We start from the raw sequence: 18,423 nt of genomic DNA, 5'->3' as shown, positions 1-18,423 counted from the left end.
CTGAGGCTTCACGCTTGTAACAAAAATCAGAAAGTCGGTCAACCAAAAATTCTTTCTTTTTCTTGGGTTACATCTTATTCGGCGTACCGTCGGATGAAACATAATTTCATTGTCGATCTGTAAACCCGATATCAACTGACGTGGCAGCGGCCAAGATTCATGAGGCTGATTGGCCCCATCGCATTTGCCCCCTTTGCACGTATCTCAAATATCCTTTTATTTCTAGACAGCGTCAGGAATCCCCAGGTAAGATCCAGCGAAAGTCCTTAGAGTATCTTATGGCAAACATTCTGGTCATCGACGACGAACCATCCATCCGGGGACTGCTCAAAGAAGTCCTGGTGAAGGCGGGGCATCGTGTATTTGAGGCGGAAGATGGCCGAAAAGGGCTCACGCTCTATCAGCAAGAAGCCGTCGATCTCGTGATCATGGACTTGTTGATGCCGGAGACGGACGGCCTAGAAGCAACTCTTCAGCTCACTCGAGAGTATCTCGACGCCAAAGTGATTGCCATCACGGGCGCCCAAGGGGATCACAACTTCTTGGATGTCGCGAAACTCTTCGGCGCCCGCCGCACCTTCGAGAAACCGTTCGACATCAACAAACTGCTTGAGGCGGTGAACGAAGAACTCACCGTCGGATGAATCGGGTTCACTCGGAAACACTCCACTCCGAGCTATCGTTGACCTGTCAGTTCCTTCCGTACAAGACCGCGCATCATGGCTGGATCGCCGTATCCTACCTCACTCAGCGCATCCAGCAAGTGCAGTCCCTTCGAAGCCACTAATTCCTTTGCTCTCGCATAGTTCTTCGCGCTGAACCGCGCGACAGCCGGCTGACCGTTCACAATCTGACAGGCCAGCACCTCACCGTTCACTTCGAGCGTACCGCCCTGCTCGATCAACGTCTTCCCCTGAGCCGACGTGATGCCGTGAAGCGCGGCAAACTCCTGGATGCCTCCGGTCTCGACCAGCCGTCCGTCCGGCATGATACACAGCCGCTTGAAATGCGGTGACCAGTCCTTCCGGAAATCGATATATTTGATGTCGCCGCCTTTGGCGACAGCGCGATCCAATGTCCGGTAATCCAGCCCCAAATTTTTCTGCTCCAGCTTGGCTTTCAGTTCGCCCGGCAACGACTTCCGGAAGACCTCCAGCGCCGCATCAAGCAGCGGGACCACACCGGTTCGAACCGCTCGCTCTGCCTCGGCGAATTGCATGAGATCCAATGTCCACGTTTGCTTCGGCGCTTGCCCGGAAGGGTCAATCCAGCAGGCAAACAACCCGCGTGTGAGAATGCCGCCCTCCCCCGGGTACACGTAGGTTCCGCCTTCTGCCAGCAAGATCGTCATCGTCTCAAGCGGCACGTCATAGCTTTCCGCGAGGATCTTCGCATGAACCGATAGATTCTCCGGCTCGGTCATAGCACAGACGGTCACATTCCCCGGTGCGTCGAACTCGGAATAGTCTTCGACGATGTTATAGAGCACCGCGCGTTTCGGCTTTTCGGCTTTCTTTTTGATCTTGAACATTTCTCGGATCGTCCCTCGTATCTCGTCGTTCGTATTTCGTCTCCGGCGAGATACGCCTCACTGGATACGCTTCACGTGTCCATACGGCGGCAAGCTCTGTAACCGTCGGTCCTCCACCGGTCTACCAATCGTGAAGTGGTAGAGCGATTGCAGACCTAAGTTCTTAATGCCAATCACCTCGTGGACCGGGTCATCATAGAAACAGCCGATTCCCGTCGCCCGAACTCCCGCGGCTTCGGCCTCCAGATACAGCACTTGCCCGAGCAATCCTGACTCCCAAAACATCCGTGGGTACCACCAGGCGCCCCGCGCCCTCAATAATCCCTCAAGCTCAGCCAGCATTCCAAAGGAAAACGCGCTGTCGCCGGCGATGTCCTGATGACAACTCACTTGCGCCGCCAGCTTTTTTGCATCGCCTTCCAGCAACCAATAGAGCGGCAAGTCCGCGGGACATTCCGGTGCGATGGTCCAGATCAGTTCGGCATTCGTCGCTTGCTGAATGAACGACAATTTCGTGATATCGCGCACGAGGAAATAGAGTCCCGGCGTAAGCCCGTCCACACGATGGACGAATATCATCAGATGAATGGCGGGATCATGAGGCCAAGCATCCCACGGCATCGGCCGCTCCAGCTGCGGACGTTCAGCCCGCGGCATGACTCGCTGCATCATGCGGAAGAAGGTTGCGGCGGAAATCGACGTCTTGCCGTCAAACGCCACGGCACTTCGCCGCTGACGAATGATCTGTCCCGCCGTGATCCCGACATCGTTCGTCTCGTGTGAAGCATGAATCGTGTCGATTGGTGGCATGGGAGTCACCGGGAGAGTAATGATCGGATTCTCACTCTGCCTTTTCCACGAAGCCTCGGCCGCCTCATCGATAATGTCCCAATGGACGCCGTGCTCCCGGCTCAACGTATTGGCTTTCCCATGCCAAGTTGCACCCGCTAGATTCTTCACAATTGCCACATCAAGAAACAACGGCATCTCCGAATGTTCGCGCTTCACGTTTTCAGGTGGCCAGACCACCGCGAGACAGTCCGGATGTTCCGCTTCAGCCTTCTCAAAATCCTCCTGACGATCTGTCCCGAGCAGCATGGCGACCGTGTCTTGATTCAGCCCGTCCAACAGCACCATGTTCCAGCCAAGAGTCGTCGCCGCAATCCGGGCGGTCCCGATCGCATGGCCCACATCATGATTACAGTAGCGGAACGCCCGCTCGCCATATTTCCATGCTTCCCGCCAGTGGACCGAGGTCAACCCAAACAGAAAGGCATTTGGGGGGAACGACGCCAGCAGACGTTCCATGAGGTCAGCCCGCCATTCCGCTCTGAACTCCAACCCGTGTTCTCTCGGGGCATAGTGATACAGCCCTGGCGTCAGGTCGAGTCCCTCGATCCGTGGCAAGACCACATAGCCTTCCGTCGGATGCAGGTTGCCGGAAGATGGATTACTCCGCAGCGCCCATTCCGACTCCCCCGCTTTCTTCCAAGCCGACAACGCGAGCGCGAATTCGAAGAACCGCGAAAGAGTTCTCACATTCACAGGCTGACAGGGTACGGCTCCCTGTTCATAGATTGCTTCATACGCGGGCGAGAGCGGTCCTTCGTCAGGCTTGAGTACTGGCAGGGGGATTAATGGGGCTCCTTCAAACCGCCGGAACGGATCCGGCTGATTCGCCCAATCCAAGTGCCCCAATGACCGTGCATAACGGTTAAAATGGTGCTTGGTCCGGATGTGATAGTGAATGACTCGATCGACCAGGTCAGGGGGGACTGAATCGGCTATGGGAATAGGAGATAGTTCTTCGGCACTCATAGGAAGTAGAGGCAGTCTACAAAGCAACAGGCATGAAAGTAAACGCGGACACGTCGCTAGCCAGATTGTAGGATGCACAGTCTATCTTAAAAAAGGTAACAGCTGACGGTAGACTCAGTATGATCTGTACCACGCGCAGCACCGGCATAATGCCTCCACGTCATTAAATTGTCCGCGTAAACGATCATCCCGTTTTCCTGAGCCGAACCAGGCTCCTCCCCCCTACCCGGTCGCACTACTTACAGATTTGTAGAAGAATCGCTAGGCGACATCCGCTCAACTGATGTAGAATGGGGAATAGAGGTGTCCCATGAGTGAAATCGAGCAGCTTGAAGAACGGGTATCCAATCTCCCACCCAAAGATTTGGCACAGTTTCGGGCCTGGTTTCTGGAGTTCGACGCCCATATCTGGGACCAGCAAATAGAATCAGATCTCAAAACCGGCAAGCTGGATTCGCTGATTGCAGAAGCTCATGCTGAATTCAAACGCGGCAACTCCCGGCTTTTGTGAAGCATTACGCTTCGTCACGGTTCTGGACCGCCTATCGCTCTCTTCCTCAAGACACTCGCACCTTGGCAGATAAGAACTTCGCGCTTCTCAAAGAGGATTCCCGGCATCCCTCCTTGCACCTGAAACACATTGGAGAATTATGGTCGGTGCGAGTCGGCAACCACTATCGGGCGCTTGGCTTGGAAGTACCCGATGGAATCCAATGGATCTGGATTGGAACGCATGCCGACTACGACAAGATGCTTGACCGAGGTTGAGATTCATCATGCGCTTTGATCCTGCCCTTGCCGCTCAAGATGCCTTTTATGAAGCCGAAGCCGAACTCGGTACGGACTGGGATGCGGCTGTTGAACTGGAAGACACGTTCTCCTCCAATGCGGGCACGACCGCGCGCGAAGCCTACGAGGGTTTGTTGGCTCTTGCGCGGCAGTATCCCAACGCTCATTCGTTTCAGGCCTTCTGCATTTATATTACGTGGCAGCAGGTGACCGAGGAAACAATCGCGCATCACTTCGAGACAGGCTTAAGGCTGTGTGAAGCATATCTCGCATCTCGAGAAGCGCGAACAGAGCGAGATGTTGAGCAGATCGAAGAGCTGCACGAATCGTTCAAAGCTGGGTTGGGACTGGTGGAAGAGGACGAGATTCAGGCCGAGTATAGGCGAGACACGCCGAAGGGAGGAGACTAAAAGGAAACGTGCTGGGTACGATGTGCTACGTGCTAAGTCGGTTATCGGAAGAGGAATGCGTATCGCGGATTATGGAGGGCTCAGGATCGGATTCGTCGAAGCCGCAATGGGGGCACGGCATACACACCGGTCCGTCACAACAGTGATAAATATATTCCCGTCCGCATCGCTTACAGTTCGTCTGCGCCATGGTTGTGTTCCGCACCGTAGCAAACTTTCCTCACCCTCTCAAGAGGCCTGATATGTCGGACAACCATAAACATCGGGCGCGAATCTTTCTTCATCGCGGCGATCTGGTTCAGGCTCGCGCTGCCTGGGAAGCGGCCGTGGCCGATGATCGAACCACCGGCGATCAACAAGCGCTCTCGGATTCACTTGGGAACCTCGGCAACACCTGCGCATTGATGAACGATTTTCCACGCGCAGAACAGTGCTATCGGGAGGTCCTCCACATTCAACGAAGTGAGCGCAACCTTACGGCCGTTGCTCATACCCTGGTCAATCTGGGTAACCTCCAGATCGCTTCCGATCATCCGGAAAAGGCCCGCCCCTACTATCTGGAGGCCATGGATCTCTTGCGCCAGCTGCAGGACAGCCGCGGACTCGGTATCCTCTATAACAACCTGGCGCTGCAAGAGGCCCGCGAAGGCCAGTGGGATCAGGCCGTTGCTTCGTTTAAGCAAGCCCTCGACCATCATCGGACGGTCGGCAATGAAGAAGGACTCGCGGTGACCTATAGCCAGCTTGGGAAATGCTATCTCGACCAGGGAGATCTGATCAGGGCGGAGCGCTGCTTGAACAACGCCTCAGAGCACTACATCAAACTCGGCAGCGAACCGGCTGAAGCCGCCGTCCTCCGCCTACTCGCAACGGTGTATGAGACCCGACGAGATTCCCTCTCCGCCGTACGCTGCCTTGAGCGTGTCGTGTCCCTTGACGAACGATACACCCTTCCTGAACTCCACACTGATTCCGCACATCTCTCCAAACTGCGCCAATCTGAATAACCCGACTCTGCGCGGATCCTCCATTTCTCTCTGACCTTTTTCTATTCGCCGTCCAGCATTCTTTCATTTTTGAACAGAGCGCAGATCACCCGCCCTTCTGGACAGAATTCAAACCTCTGCTACCTTTGAAACGTCACACCTAGTCGCCCATTGATCAAGTTTCACCTCACATGAGCCGACAGAGGATTGACTGACACAAGCATGTCCATGTTCACTCGCACGATCATCGCTTTGGCGCTCGGCATCATCATGGCGGCGCCTCCTGTTCAGGCCGGCGACGTTTCGCCGACGATCACTGTCGGCACGCAAGAAGTCGGACTCACCGCCGGGTATTTGTTCTCTCACCGACTGACTCACCTTCACACCACCAAACAACATGGGCCGGCGTTGATGCCCACGTGGATGATGACGATCACGGATCCCATCGGCGACGGCTGGTACCGGGGGCAGGTCTCGCTCGGCGCAGAAATGGTCTATCTTGAGTTCCGAGAGCCTCTATTGACGCACGGGGTCGGATTCACGCCGAGAATCAAGTACACGTTCGTCGCCCTAGGCCGCGTCCGGCCATATGCAGAATTCGCCGGCGGCCCCTTCTGGACGGATCTCGGCGGTCGTGTTCGCGAACAAGCCAATGAATTCAACTTCGTGCTGACAGGTGGAGTGGGCGTGTCATGGTTTCTCACGTCGCAACTCGCCTTCAATGCCGGCTACCGCTTCCATCATATTTCCAACGCTGGGACGGCATTCCCCAATCTTGGGCTGAACGCGAGCATGCCCTTCGGCGGGTTTTCATTCTATTTCTAAGGAGACCGCGATCATGACAACGGATGCCTTTCGCTGGTCGGTCTTGGGCCTCGCCGGATTCGTCATGTGCGCCGCGACCGGATGCACCCGATGGATCGACGTTAAACCTCCCGCAGCAGATCCACAGACGGCCTTCACCCACTCGCTGCCCACCCAAGAACGAGTTCCGCTCGTGATGGATTCCTTTCACCTTTCGAGAAACGACTCGCCGCAATACTCTTCCGCTGAAGTCGAGCGGCGGATCTTGAACAGCGTTCAGGAAACCCGTCTGTTTTCGACCTTGATTCCCATGGGTGGAACATCCGATGCGCTCGGTGAGAAGATCGTGTCAGCCCGTATTACGGTGGACGAGGCCATCGATCCCCATTCCGGCCTGTCCGCGTTGAAAGGTATCCTCATCGGGGGCTCCATGTTTCTGCTCTCACCCTTCTTCGATCTGGAATATGATTATGCCGTCAAGGTCGGCCTCGAGCTCGAGCGGTGGGACGGTCAACTGAAGCGCTATGAAGCCCGCTCATCGGGTACGGTCCATTACAAACTGTTCGGCGCCACGCCGGTCATGATCGACGAACTGAAGGGGCATGTGACGGACGCGTGCCTCGCCGACCTGACGGGACAACTCGTTCACGACACCAATCTCTACCTGGCCAGCAGCGCCACGTCGCCGGCCCCAGGCATCCGCACGGTGACCGTCAAAGCGCGAAAACCGACAACTGTGTCCCCAACTCGTTCCATCGTCCCGGTTACCGGAGTACCGTCCCCATGAGCAAGGCTCATCAGGTCTAAGTCAAACCGCCATCTGGCCCATCCGGCTCCTTCAATGCTATAGTGCCTCTCCTCTACCAACGGAGAGACGCTTCATGGATATTGACGCTTTTCGCCTCATGGTCGCCAAGAATCCCAAAGGATTTCTCGGTCGTTACGGACTGGGGAACAAGATCCTCCAGGAAGGCGGCAGTGTCGAGGAAGCCGTGGAGCATCTTACGGTTGCCACGCAACTGGACCCGACCCATGTCGCCTCCCATCTGGCGCTGGGCCGTGCATTGATCGGATTGGGCAGGAACGCTGATGCCAAGCCGATCCTCGCCGCCGGCATCGAAGCCGCCCTCTCGGGACGATCCAACGGTGGCAAGGATCTGGTGCCGGAAATGCAACAGTTGCTGCAGACCCTTGCATGAACCCGCTTACGCGACACAGGAGTCACTTATGAACCTCGACGATGCCAGAAAGCGAATTGAATCGGCCGTGACCCAATACGGACAACATGCCGCTCCGGCGATCGACCTCGTCATGGCCGAGGTTCGCTCCGATATGGGAGCCGGCGCATTCAACGACTTGATCGAAGAGTTCGATCTTGAGTTGCTGTACAACATCGCCCCGATGGAATCAGACCACTCCAGTAGTTGAGTAGCTATTCCCTGTAGCGTGTGTCACCCGGGGTTGTCACGCATTCCTGCCTATGCCGCTAATCTGGGCCGCTATTTCAGGTCATGGGTTCGGCCACGCCGCCCAAGTTGTGCCGGTCCTCAATGCATTGGGCCGTCTCGTTCCCAATCTCCGAGTGTTCCTCCGCACCACCGTCCCCTCGTCGTTCTTCAAGGATCGACTCACGATTCCATGGGAGACCAGTGCCGTCCAGCAGGATATCGGCTGCATTCAAAACGGCCCCATGACGATCGACGTAGAAGCAACCTGGCGTGAACATCACCGATTCCACAGTACCTGGAACGAGCGCCTTCAGGCTGAGGTCGCCGCCATGCAGGCTGCCGATCCGGATATTGTCCTGGCCGACACTCCATACCTGGCACTGGCAGCGGCAAAAGCGGCGGCCATTCCTTCCATCGCGCTCGTCAGCTTTACCTGGGATCTGATCCTGTCCGAGTATCAGGCCCCTCCATCGATCGATGGCCGGACACTCATCCAGTCGATTCAACAGGCCTATGTCCACGCCGATCTTGCGTTACGACTTGCCCCTTGCCCTAAAATGGAGTTGTTCCGGCGAACGATCGATATCCAGCCGATCATCGAACCGGCTGCGGGTGATCGTGAACACCTCGCCAAGCTTCTGGCACTGGCCCCAGGGGAGCGAACCGTGCTCATCGGATTCGGGGGAATTCCGCTCAGTTCGCTTCCTTTTCGGACATTGGAGCCGTTGACAGGCTACCGATTCCTCTTCGACGGACCGGTGCCATCGGCAAGCTCTCGATTCCTGTCCATCAAATCTCTGCCGCTTTCGTTTAAAACGCTGATGGCCTCGGTTGATGTCATCCTGACCAAACCGGGCTACGGAACCTTGGTGGAAGCTGTTGCATTGAAAACTCCACTGGTCTACGTGCGGCGGTACAACTTTGCCGATGAACAGCCGCTGGTCGACTATCTGCACCGATATGGGAGGGGTGTAGAACTGTCAGCGAGCGATTTTCTGCAGGGCCGGTGGCTTCCGGCGCTCCAAAAGGTCCTTGGTCTCCCAGTCCCCGTCACACCTCCGCCTTTAACCGGGGCGAATGAAGCCGCGGCTGTCCTCGCCTCATACCTTTCGAGAACGGGACCATAACCCGTGCGCCTGCGCGTCACCGCCATCATATTGCTGACTCGCTTCGTTGAACGAACAGGCTCGCTACTCTCTCAGATCCAGTTTTTCCTCTATGGGGTGCTTCCCGTCCTCCTTCCTCCCGACGAGCTGATTGCGCTGACTCGCACCTACTACCGCAGAAGTTATGAAGGGCTTGAGCAAGACTTTCAGTCGGACCGATACAAATGGGCTCTCGACAACTGGGAAGAAACCGTGGCCTCGAAACATATGGCTTCAAAGGGGACTGTGGTCGTATTGGGAGCCGGGCTGGGTCGTGAATCCATCGCCTTAGCCGAGAGGGGTCATCGGGTGATCGGACTGGACAACAATTATGACGGATTGCACATTGCTGCCGCGCACGCATCCGCAATACGTCTTCCCGTTGTTTTTCTGCAGGGAGACTTTCGGCGACTCCCGATCGGCAAAGGACAGGCAGACTATCTGGTTCTATCCAGCGTCATGTACAGCGCCATCCCGGCCAGGCGGCAACGCCAGGAATGCATTCGTGTATTCCGCTCCGCGTTGAGACAGGAGGGGAAAATCGTATTGAGCTTCCTGTTTTCCCACGAATGGCAGACGAAGTCGCACCGGCTGATTGAAGCCGTCAACCGATGGCTGCTGAAACTGCCCGGGTCGAATCAAGATTATCAGCTGGGCGATTTCTGCTCACATAGCCACTTCATGCACGCGTTTCTGGACGAGACAGAGCTCCGGTCCGAGCTTGCCGAAGCCGGTGCAACGATACTTGAACTCAACTGGAGGGAAGGATTCGCCGTGATCGCCTAACGACTATTGAAGGCGGACGGCGAAATATCCCTGGCGAGGGCATATGGGATTTGCTATTCTCCGGGCCTATGAACCCCGCCGCCATCTACACACACAATTCCGACTATGTGCAGCGAGATGTTGCCGGCGAATGCATTCTCGTTCCCATACACAGGAATCTCACCGAATCGAACAGCATCTACGTCCTGAACGAAACGGGAGCCGCCCTTTGGAGGCGGATCGACGGAACCCGATCCCTTCAAACGATCGCCGACGAGTTTGTTGAGGAATATGACGTCACCGCGGAACAGTTTCATCAGGATTTGCAGACCTTGCTGACCGACCTGCTCTCGATTCATGCCATACACGAGGTGACTGTCACCGATGGTCCCACTGGATAAGATTCGGTCCTTGCCCGAACGATTCCCGCTTTCCTGCCAATGGGAAATCACCTGTCGCTGCAACCTCCGTTGCGCCATGTGCTATACGGATTGCCTCAATCGCCCGGAGTTTGTTCGCCGTGAGCTCTCGACAGCCGAGATGCTGCGCATTCTGGACGAAATGGCCGATGCCGGCACATTGGAACTATGTTTGACCGGCGGCGAACCCCTCAGCAGGCCCGATTTCTTCTTGATTTACGAACAGGCGGTTCAGCGGGGATTCCTGGTCACCATCTTCACGAACGGGACCCTGATCACGGACTCTGAAGCCGATCGATTTGCAGCCCTGCCGCCTCACCGTATTGAGATCAGCCTTCACGGGTCCACCGCCCTGACCTTTGAACGAATTACTCAAAGCCAAGGTTCTTATCAGCGCTGCCTGAGAGCCATCCACTTGCTGCTCGACCGCCACCTCCCGTTGACGCTTAAGACCACCGCGCTCTCGCTGAACCAACATGAAATCCTTTCCATCAAACAGTACGCTGCTTCGCTAGGTTCCGTCCGATTCAAACTCGGCCAGGAACTTCGGTCCGAACTGGACGGAGGGGCCGGCCCTTTCCGGTATGCACTGTCCGAAAGAGAGTTGCAGGAGCTGAACCGGAAGGATCCCCTGCTGTGGGAAGAGGCCTGCCGGCGATCCCAGGCCGACCGTCCCCCCTGCACAAGCGGAATGCAGAAATTTCACATCGATGCGTATGGTGGCCTGCAACTCTGCTCAGGCAATCGTCGCCAAAGCTACGACCTGCGGAACGGATCCTTCAGAGAAGGTTTTTTTGAGGCCTTGCCGGCGTTCGCTTGTGAACACAAGAAGCCGGAACTCTCGTCATTGCTCCAACTGATGACGCACCGTGGGTAAGCCACGAGCCATACCGACCGTCCCGTATGGCGCCTTCAGCCGGAAAGTTCACGACTGGTCCACGCAACACCATCAGGTGGTGAAAGCCCAGCTCGAACTCACCTATCGCTGCAATCTTCGTTGCCGTCACTGCTATACCGATCCCTACAATGACCCTCAGTTTTTTCCGCGCGAACTGACCCTCGACGAACTCTACCGTCTCGTGGAAGAATTGCGAGACCTCGGCGTCATCTGGCTGAACCTCTCCGGTGGCGACATCTTCATGCATCCGCGTTTTTATGAGATCTATGAGCACGCGCACGGCAAAGGATTCCTTCTCCAGCTCTACACCAACGGGACGCTGTTTACTCGTGCAATGATCCAGCGTTTGGAAGCCATGCCCCCCTTCACCATCGATGTCTCTTGTCATACGCTGAATGAGGCGCGCTTCGACTGGTTTACGCAGGTCCCGGGCTCCTATCAAGCCTTCATGCGCGGCGTCGCGTTGCTCCGGGAGAGCAATCTGCCCTTCACGCTCAAGACCAAGCTGATGAACTGGAACAGGGATGAGCTGCACGATCTTCAGACGTTCACGGAGTCACTCGGCCGGCCGTTCGGATACACCACCTCGCTTTCGCCGAGACTTGATGGCGATTGCTCTTCGCTCGCTTACAGAATCTCGCCTGAAGACCTGCGCGTGATCGGTCGAAGCGAACTCGGCGCCGAAGATAGCCGACCCTGTGATGGGGATTCACTCGGCGGGCCAGATCACGACCGGCTTTTTCGTTGCGGCTGCGGCACCAATACCGTCCATATCAATGCCTGGGGCGAGCTCAGTACCTGCACATTCCAGTACGAAACTCGCCTTTCGCTCAGACAGTTTTCCCTGCGAGAAGCCGTTGACCGAGTCTTTTCCGAAGTACGCGGACTGCGCTATCAGCGTGATACGCCGTGCAGCTCCTGTGCGGTACATCAATTCTGCGACAAACAGCCGACACATGCCCGATGGGAAACCGGCAGCTCGGATGCGCCGATCCCTTATGCATGCGATATCGCCCATGCAAGAGCACAGACGGCCGGACACCATGCCTTGCTGCATCCGTTACGCAGTGGGCAGACAGAGCGCGACAGTGGCGAACGCAGGCCGGCGTCGCCGCCCAGTTCAGTCAGTACGTAGGACGCGGGAACGGGAATTCCAATCCGCGAGCTTCCTGCAAGAAAGGGATCGGTATGAGCAACAAAAAGCCTTACGAACCTCCGCAACTGTTCGAAGTCGCGCTTGATCATGAGCAGGCCATTTTGTCGTCGTGCAGCATTCTGACCTCTAACGTCAGCGCGGGTGGAATGAACGGATGCCGACCACCGGCCGGCTGCATGAATTACCCAAGCGCAAGCCCCACAGGATGCAAACGATCGACCATCCCGGTGGTCTATATGGGTCAGACCTGCCACGATTCCGGCGTCCGAGCCTCATAGCCGGCGATGGACATTTCGATCTCCATCGGCGGTTTCATCATCAGGATGAGCGAGGCCGGGGACTATCCGACTTTGGCCTGGCCACTGCGCCCTTTTGAATCATTTGTCGCTCCGTCCGGCGTTCCCGCGGATATCCATGTGGACGTCTCGGTGGTCTCCCCCTTGCCCGACTTCGACTCTCCCCGGCTTCGATTCGATGCCGGAGCAGGACTCTGGAAATTGTTCGACACCGATGCCGGATTGGGAATCGAAAGCCTGCATACCTTCACATATCAGCCACGAGTTCGGGCCGTGATCCTGGACGACTATCAACGGATCCATGCGTGGGTACTCCCGGAATATGTAGGAGGACAGGTCGGTTGGTGCCCAATGTACCTGTTCAATCCGGTCATCGAGGTGTGCTTTCTCGCACGCCTTGCGAGGGAAGGCGGAATCCTCCTCCATGCAGCCGGCCTGGTTTCTCAGCAGGAAGGATTCATTTTCACCGGACCTTCCGGAGCCGGTAAATCCACCATTGCCCGAATGTTTGCAGATCGCCAAGCTCACGTGCTCAGCGACGAACGTGTCGTCCTCCGAATTGAAAAAAGCAGCGTCACCGTCTACGGCTCCCCTTGGGTCGGCTCCGGTGAGTATGCGGCCAACTCGTCGACCCCTCTGACCGCTCTATACACCATCGACCATGCGCAGGACCGTCACCGTATCGCCCGGATGCCTGCCTCAATCGCCGTCTCTCGACTGCTGCAACAGTCCTTTCTGCCTCACTGGGATCGCGACTGTATTGAGCGGTCTCTAGACTTTCTGATTTCAGTCGTCTCATCGGTGCCATGTCGAAGCCTGGCCTTTCTTAAACAAACCGATCTGATTGACCTCGTTCAACGGCAATCCTCTGTAAGCGCGACGGTACCGCTATGAAGCAGCTCAACACAGACACGTTTCTCTCGACCGTCTCGCTTCAAGCACGCCACACGCGGCATCCCGACGGAGTGACGTTCGAGCTCACGTATGGCTGCAATCTCCGCTGTGTCCATTGTTTCAATCCGACCCACCGCGCGTTACCCCGAGAACTCGCCACATCGGAAGTCCTACGCCTCCTCGACGAACTGGCCGCGTTCGGGGTCCTGACCGTGACGTTCACCGGGGGCGAGCCGGTCGTTCGACCGGATATCCATACGATCCTGTTGCATGCTCGCAGCAAGGGGCTGTTGATACGCCTGCTCACGAATGCCACACGAGTCAACGCCGCCCTGGTTTCTGTCCTGCAAGAATGCGGCGCTGAACAAGTGTGTGTCTCCATCTACGGAGCTACGGCAGCGACGTACGAGCGAATGACCGGCATCACGGGTTCCTACACCGCATTTCTTCACGGGCTGACGATGCTGGCCGAGGCGGATCTCCCGGTCGTCGTGCGCATGCCCGTGACCAGCCTCAACGATCATGAAGTGGAAGCCTGCCGCCGCCTAGTGGAGAATCTTGGCCGAAAGTTTCAGTATTCCCTCGACGTGACCTCCACGGTGACCGGCGACCTAAGCCCATTGGAATACCGGTTACCGCCCCACAGAAAGATGACCATCGATCGGCAGATGCTCTCAGATTGGGGATCGGCGCCGATGGAGGAAGCCGCTTGCTCAACATCCCGGTTCATCGAATGCGCCTGCGGCCACACGCGCTTTGCGATCACACCCTACGGGGAGATGAACCTGTGCACGGCGTTCCCCATTCCCCGGTACGATCTCAGAACGGGCACGGTGCAGGAAGGCTGGGAGGCACTCAAACGGGTCGTTGATGAAGCGCGCCCAACCACGCGATATGAATGCCCGACCTGTGAACTTCGTTCCTACTGCCGTCAGGGACGCAGTGATGCGTGGCTCGAAACCGGCGATATGAGTACCTGTCTTCCGCACTTCAAAGAATGGGCTCAATTGGAGCATCGAACCCATGCCCTCCTCAACCCTCGACGACCTGGCTGATGCCTACGCTCGGGTGAGCGGCAGAAACCGGCTGATGCTGAATGCGTTCGCATTGATCGCACAGCAACTTCAACAACAAGGAATCGCGTCCATCGTCCTGAAGGGCGCAGATGTGATCTCCCGGCTCTACGGCGTGCGAGGCTCGCGGCCTATTGCGGATGTAGATCTGTTGGTCCATGAATCGGATTTGCCGGCCATCGACCGTCTGCTCGGCAATCTCGGCTTCAGGCAACAGATCGACGGCAATCCTTCGTATGCGTCTTCTGAACAAGGCCTTTCGCTGGATCTGATCACATCCTTCTGGTACCTCGACGATCGAGAACTGGGTAATCTCTGGACGCGAGCACATACACGACCATTCGACCACACAACCATCTCCTGCCTCGATACAGCCGACCTATTGATTTATTTGACCGCCTACGCCGTCATCCACCGGGGGCACTTGTCTGCAGCCTTTGCTCAGGACCTGAAACTGCTCATCGAGAAAGAACCGCCTGATTGGCCTGCGGTGATTGCACGGACCAAGCGCGCCGGACTGGAGATGCCACTCTTGCACGGCCTCTCCCATGTTCGAAAGCTCTTCGCCTCGATCGTAATTCCTGATAGCGTGCTCGTGGCGCTATCCCCGGAGAATAGGAAGGAACAGAGGCTGGCTTGGCTGCTCCGAAAACTGGTGACCACCGAGCCGCTTCCGGAAGTCGGCCATCTTCTCTTGTTCCTCACGCAGCCCGGCAGAAACAAATTGGGTTGGCTCATGCAACGCCTCTATCCTTCAACTGCGTTTCTTTCCTACCGGTACGGTTCGGATGGACTACGCGCGCCGTGGAAGGCAAGAGTGTCGCGCATGTATCACCTGACTGAAGCCGGACTCCTCCTCAGTGGGCGGGTGCTTCGGCGACTCACGGCAGCATCGGTGGAGTCTCCTCCATGATCGCTCGACTCCTCAGCCCATCTGCTCCCTCAACCCGCTTCTCGGCCGACCAGTTGCCAGAAGCTGTTCACGGATCGCTCTTTCAAGAAATCATAAATCCGATCGTGAATTCCGAGAGCATGACTCCGACGCTTCAGAAAGGTGATGTACTCAGACTGCAAAATGCAGAGGATCTTCAGGTCGGCGACGTCGTCGTATACCGGCATGGCCGGTTGTTCGTCTGCCATCGCGTTCACCGGATCCAAGGCCTTCGCCTGTTTCTGCGGGGAGACGCAAATACCGGTCCCTTTGAAGAAATCGAGCTCCGACAGGTCGTCGGTCGAGTAGAGACACTGCTTCGCCATGGGGCACACATCCCGGTTCGTCATGATCTCCCTGAGCTTTTGCATATACAGAGAGATTCGATGTGGGCTCGAACTGCGACATGGACTCTAGCGCTGGGAAGAGTCCACGCCTTTCGATTCGTGAATTGGGTCACGGATCGGCCGGTTATCCGGAAGATTCTTAGACATATTCTGAAAAGGCTCATGACCATCGATCTTCTGACGCGAGGGTCGTTGCATTCACTCCAAGGATATATCGCTCGACACCATGTCCATCTCGATCAGACCGATGATCTTCAGCGGCATCTGTCGACGTTGAATGGTGAGGACATCATGCTTGTCATTCGTGCAGGCCCTATTTATTTCGGAACCTGTACGCTCAATCCATGGGATTTATACATGCGCCCGCTTCTTCAAGATCTGACCACTGTAGTTCTGTATGAATCGATCAGTCCTTTCCTACCGCCTCATATTTCATCTCTTCCTGTCCTCACTTCTACACCTAGCCGCGGAAAGCAATAACATTTCCCTTTTCGACCGAGCGGAGAAGTACGCATCCTTTCCGCGATTTCTTCGTGGGGTACATGGAGAGTGCTATAGTTGTGATCTGTTGCCTGATCGTCTGCTCGATCGCCACATATTTTCTATGGACATCTCTTCTCCGCACGCGGCATCGGCCATCGACCCCAAACTCGTCACTCGAACCGTGAAAGGCGAACAGCTCGCCTTCCACCAGCTTTACGATCAATCGAGTCCTATCCTATACAGCATGGCGCTACGAATCCTCGGCAACCGTGACGAAGCGGAAGAAATACTCCAAGGGATCTACCTTGATATCTGGAAAAAGGTGGTTCGCTACGATGTCGGCCGCGGGACCCCGATTGCCTGGCTCATTATGTTAACCCGCAGTCGAGCCATCGACCGATTGCGGACACGTGGCCCTCGTGTTCGCCGTCAGAATGCTCCGATCGATGAGACACAGACTGCACAGAGTGTGGAGCGGAGCGCCGGACAGTTCGAGTCACCCGCCGACCAAGCGCTGCAGAATCTGATCCGAGAGGCATTCGCGACCTTGCCGCAGCCGCAACAGCAGGCGATCGAGTTGTCATACTATGAAGGATTATCTCCCCTGGAGATTGCGACAAGGCTCGATCAACAGGTCGATGCGGTCAAGACCCACATCGGGCGCGGCATGTTGAAACTGCGGGAATCGTTGCAACTGTATTGGCAGCAAGATGAATCGGCATGACGCATGAAGCATTAGAAAAAGCCGTTCCTTTGTACGTGGTGGGAGCGCTGGAGCGGGCTGAACGGCAGACTCTCGAAGCCCATCTTCTTGCCGGGTGTGCCCCCTGTCACACGGCATTCAAGGAATATCAGTCGGTTGCAGTCGCGTTACCGTTCGGTCTTGTCATTACGCCTCCTCCACGAGCCTTGAAGGGAAAGATCCTAGCAGCCCGTATGCCGGTCTCCGCCATAGAACCGACGGCCCAATCACCTGCCAAACCGAGCCTCGAACCAGGCGAATGGATGAAGCACCTCTTCCCTCCCTCTTCCCCCTCTGCGATATCGTTCGACTGGGTGTTGGGAATGGTCTTTCTCGCCGTCTTGATCATTTTGGCAGCTCTGAGTTGGAATGCCTCCACGCAAGGGAACGGAGACACCGAGAAGCTGGCTGAGCTGCAGGCTCAAGCGGAGACTGCCGGCACGAAGCTGACAACCCTCCAGAAACAGCTCAGCGAGCGTGAAGAATCACTCACACAGACCCGAGAGGAGCTGCAACGCCGCATGGCGGAGCTGGCAGAGGTAAGAGATCAATTGATTCAGCGAGAAGCCGAAGTAGATGATCTGAAAGCGCAACTTGCTCAACGAGGCGGCCGATCGGTACGAGTGCCCTAGGACAAACCGGCAACTCGCCCATGACGCGCCTGCCATTCAGAGCGCAACACACCTGATCTTCCCCGTCTCCGGTTCCCATGCTAGCATGCGTCGCAACCTTAGACTTGGCGGTATTGTCTTCGATGCAGCAAGACGATCTTGATTCCTCCTACATGGAACTGGCCCTTCAGCAGGCGAGACTTGCCCCGCTGATCGGAGAAGTGCCCATCGGCGCCGTTCTCGTCTACAAAGACGACGTGCTCGCCGTTGCCCACAACTACCGAGAGGTTTCGCAGGACCCCACGGCCCATGCTGAGATGCTCGTAATCCGGAAGGCCGCGGAGAAGTTGCGGAGCTGGCGTCTCATTGACACAACACTTTATGTGACGTTGGAGCCCTGCCCCATGTGTGCCGGAGCCATCGTACAATCTCGCATTGCACGCCTTGTATTCGGCGCCTCGGACCCTAAAGCCGGCGCGTGCGGATCGATCCTTGACATCCCGGGCGACCGCCGGTTTAATCATCAAGTCGACGTCGCGGGCGGCTTGCTTGAGGAGAAGAGCCAGGCACTCTTGCAGGAGTTTTTTCAAAACCTACGGGCCAAGGCACCGGGCAACAATACCGGTCATACACCTCGACAAAAGAATTGTTGACGGCGGTGTATACATTGTCTTGACTTTACTCCTGTAAGACCGTAAAAGGACTCTATCGAAGGGGAAACTAGGGTTCCGGCTGCCTTTACTGGGAGCGTCTGGTCCGAGAGTTTCCGGTCTCGCATAACGAGGCTCCACGGAGGGATAAAAGCCCGGGAGATCATGTACTGAGGTACATGGCCTTCTCGGAACTTAACCCGCTCGGCAAGGAGGCTTCGTTATGC

23 protein-coding genes are annotated in these 18,423 nt (G+C 56.5%); 21 read left to right on the top strand and 2 right to left on the bottom strand.

Annotation, left to right across the window (positions count from 1 at the left end):
- Positions 1 to 278: 278 nt before the first annotated feature.
- Entirely contained in the window at positions 279 to 644 is a 366-nt protein-coding gene (locus H8K04_05030) for a response regulator (GenBank protein ID UVT16922.1), read from the top strand.
- 32 nt (positions 645 to 676) lie between these two features.
- Here the strand turns inward: H8K04_05030 and H8K04_05025 are convergent, their stop codons facing one another.
- Positions 677 to 1,531: a hypothetical protein gene (locus tag H8K04_05025; GenBank protein UVT16921.1), complete on the bottom strand. Its 855-nt coding sequence runs from the start codon at positions 1,529 to 1,531 to the stop codon at positions 677 to 679.
- Positions 1,532 to 1,588: 57 nt separating this feature from the next.
- Positions 1,589 to 3,349, bottom strand: coding sequence for a SagB/ThcOx family dehydrogenase (locus H8K04_05020; protein ID UVT16920.1), 1,761 nt, complete (start codon positions 3,347 to 3,349; stop codon positions 1,589 to 1,591).
- Between the two features lie 310 nt (positions 3,350 to 3,659).
- Here H8K04_05020 and H8K04_05015 point away from each other — a divergent pair, with 310 nt between their 5' ends.
- From H8K04_05015 to H8K04_04920, 20 genes are all read left to right on the top strand, one after another.
- Positions 3,660 to 3,860: a hypothetical protein gene (locus H8K04_05015; GenBank protein UVT16919.1), complete on the top strand. Its 201-nt coding sequence runs from the start codon at positions 3,660 to 3,662 to the stop codon at positions 3,858 to 3,860.
- Positions 3,861 to 4,125: 265 nt separating this feature from the next.
- Positions 4,126 to 4,548 (top strand): hypothetical protein, encoded by a 423-nt coding sequence (locus tag H8K04_05010; GenBank protein UVT16918.1) that lies wholly within the window; start codon positions 4,126 to 4,128, stop codon positions 4,546 to 4,548.
- Positions 4,549 to 4,790: 242 nt separating this feature from the next.
- On the top strand, positions 4,791 to 5,555 hold the full coding sequence (locus H8K04_05005; protein UVT16917.1) for a tetratricopeptide repeat protein: 765 nt from the start codon (positions 4,791 to 4,793) through the stop codon (positions 5,553 to 5,555).
- 201 nt (positions 5,556 to 5,756) lie between these two features.
- Positions 5,757 to 6,359, top strand: a complete 603-nt coding sequence (locus H8K04_05000) for an acyloxyacyl hydrolase (protein UVT16916.1) — start codon at positions 5,757 to 5,759, stop codon at positions 6,357 to 6,359.
- Positions 6,360 to 6,372: 13 nt separating this feature from the next.
- A complete protein-coding gene (locus H8K04_04995) occupies positions 6,373 to 7,125 on the top strand; it encodes a hypothetical protein (GenBank protein ID UVT16915.1) in 753 nt (250 codons plus the stop codon).
- A 94-nt stretch (positions 7,126 to 7,219) separates the two neighbouring features.
- The gene (locus tag H8K04_04990; protein ID UVT16914.1) at positions 7,220 to 7,537 is read left to right on the top strand and encodes a tetratricopeptide repeat protein; all 318 of its coding nucleotides are present in this window, start codon (positions 7,220 to 7,222) and stop codon (positions 7,535 to 7,537) included.
- 28 nt (positions 7,538 to 7,565) lie between these two features.
- Positions 7,566 to 7,766, top strand: coding sequence for a hypothetical protein (locus tag H8K04_04985; protein ID UVT16913.1), 201 nt, complete (start codon positions 7,566 to 7,568; stop codon positions 7,764 to 7,766).
- A 52-nt stretch (positions 7,767 to 7,818) separates the two neighbouring features.
- Positions 7,819 to 8,913: a hypothetical protein gene (locus tag H8K04_04980; GenBank protein UVT16912.1), complete on the top strand. Its 1,095-nt coding sequence runs from the start codon at positions 7,819 to 7,821 to the stop codon at positions 8,911 to 8,913.
- A 3-nt stretch (positions 8,914 to 8,916) separates the two neighbouring features.
- A complete protein-coding gene (locus H8K04_04975; protein UVT16911.1) occupies positions 8,917 to 9,717 on the top strand; it encodes a class I SAM-dependent methyltransferase in 801 nt (266 codons plus the stop codon).
- 68 nt (positions 9,718 to 9,785) lie between these two features.
- Complete coding sequence (locus H8K04_04970; protein ID UVT16910.1) at positions 9,786 to 10,097, top strand: PqqD family peptide modification chaperone; 312 nt, start codon at positions 9,786 to 9,788, stop codon at positions 10,095 to 10,097.
- Entirely contained in the window at positions 10,081 to 10,992 is a 912-nt protein-coding gene (locus H8K04_04965; GenBank protein ID UVT16909.1) for a radical SAM protein, read from the top strand. Before H8K04_04970 ends, H8K04_04965 begins: the two co-directional genes overlap by 17 nt.
- A complete protein-coding gene (locus tag H8K04_04960) occupies positions 10,985 to 12,148 on the top strand; it encodes a radical SAM protein (protein ID UVT16908.1) in 1,164 nt (387 codons plus the stop codon). The genes H8K04_04965 and H8K04_04960 overlap by 8 nt, the downstream gene beginning before the upstream one ends.
- Positions 12,149 to 12,201: 53 nt before the next feature.
- Positions 12,202 to 12,447, top strand: a complete 246-nt coding sequence (locus tag H8K04_04955; GenBank protein ID UVT16907.1) for a hypothetical protein — start codon at positions 12,202 to 12,204, stop codon at positions 12,445 to 12,447.
- 6 nt (positions 12,448 to 12,453) lie between these two features.
- A complete protein-coding gene (locus H8K04_04950; GenBank protein ID UVT16906.1) occupies positions 12,454 to 13,359 on the top strand; it encodes a hypothetical protein in 906 nt (301 codons plus the stop codon).
- On the top strand, positions 13,356 to 14,414 hold the full coding sequence (locus tag H8K04_04945) for a radical SAM protein (protein UVT16905.1): 1,059 nt from the start codon (positions 13,356 to 13,358) through the stop codon (positions 14,412 to 14,414). Before H8K04_04950 ends, H8K04_04945 begins: the two co-directional genes overlap by 4 nt.
- Complete coding sequence (locus H8K04_04940) at positions 14,383 to 15,345, top strand: nucleotidyltransferase family protein (protein UVT16904.1); 963 nt, start codon at positions 14,383 to 14,385, stop codon at positions 15,343 to 15,345. The genes H8K04_04945 and H8K04_04940 overlap by 32 nt, the downstream gene beginning before the upstream one ends.
- Entirely contained in the window at positions 15,342 to 16,190 is an 849-nt protein-coding gene (locus H8K04_04935) for a S24/S26 family peptidase (GenBank protein UVT16903.1), read from the top strand. The genes H8K04_04940 and H8K04_04935 overlap by 4 nt, the downstream gene beginning before the upstream one ends.
- A gap of 124 nt (positions 16,191 to 16,314) precedes the next feature.
- Complete coding sequence (locus H8K04_04930; protein ID UVT16902.1) at positions 16,315 to 16,917, top strand: sigma-70 family RNA polymerase sigma factor; 603 nt, start codon at positions 16,315 to 16,317, stop codon at positions 16,915 to 16,917.
- The gene (locus H8K04_04925; protein ID UVT16901.1) at positions 16,914 to 17,567 is read left to right on the top strand and encodes a hypothetical protein; all 654 of its coding nucleotides are present in this window, start codon (positions 16,914 to 16,916) and stop codon (positions 17,565 to 17,567) included. The genes H8K04_04930 and H8K04_04925 overlap by 4 nt, the downstream gene beginning before the upstream one ends.
- Positions 17,568 to 17,689: 122 nt before the next feature.
- Complete coding sequence (locus H8K04_04920; protein UVT16900.1) at positions 17,690 to 18,199, top strand: nucleoside deaminase; 510 nt, start codon at positions 17,690 to 17,692, stop codon at positions 18,197 to 18,199.
- Positions 18,200 to 18,423: the final 224 nt, after the last annotated feature.

This window comes from Nitrospira sp. (assembly GCA_024760525.1).
In the GTDB taxonomy this organism is placed as follows: domain Bacteria; phylum Nitrospirota; class Nitrospiria; order Nitrospirales; family Nitrospiraceae; genus Nitrospira_D.
This window is presented reverse-complemented; position numbering and strand designations above follow the sequence as displayed.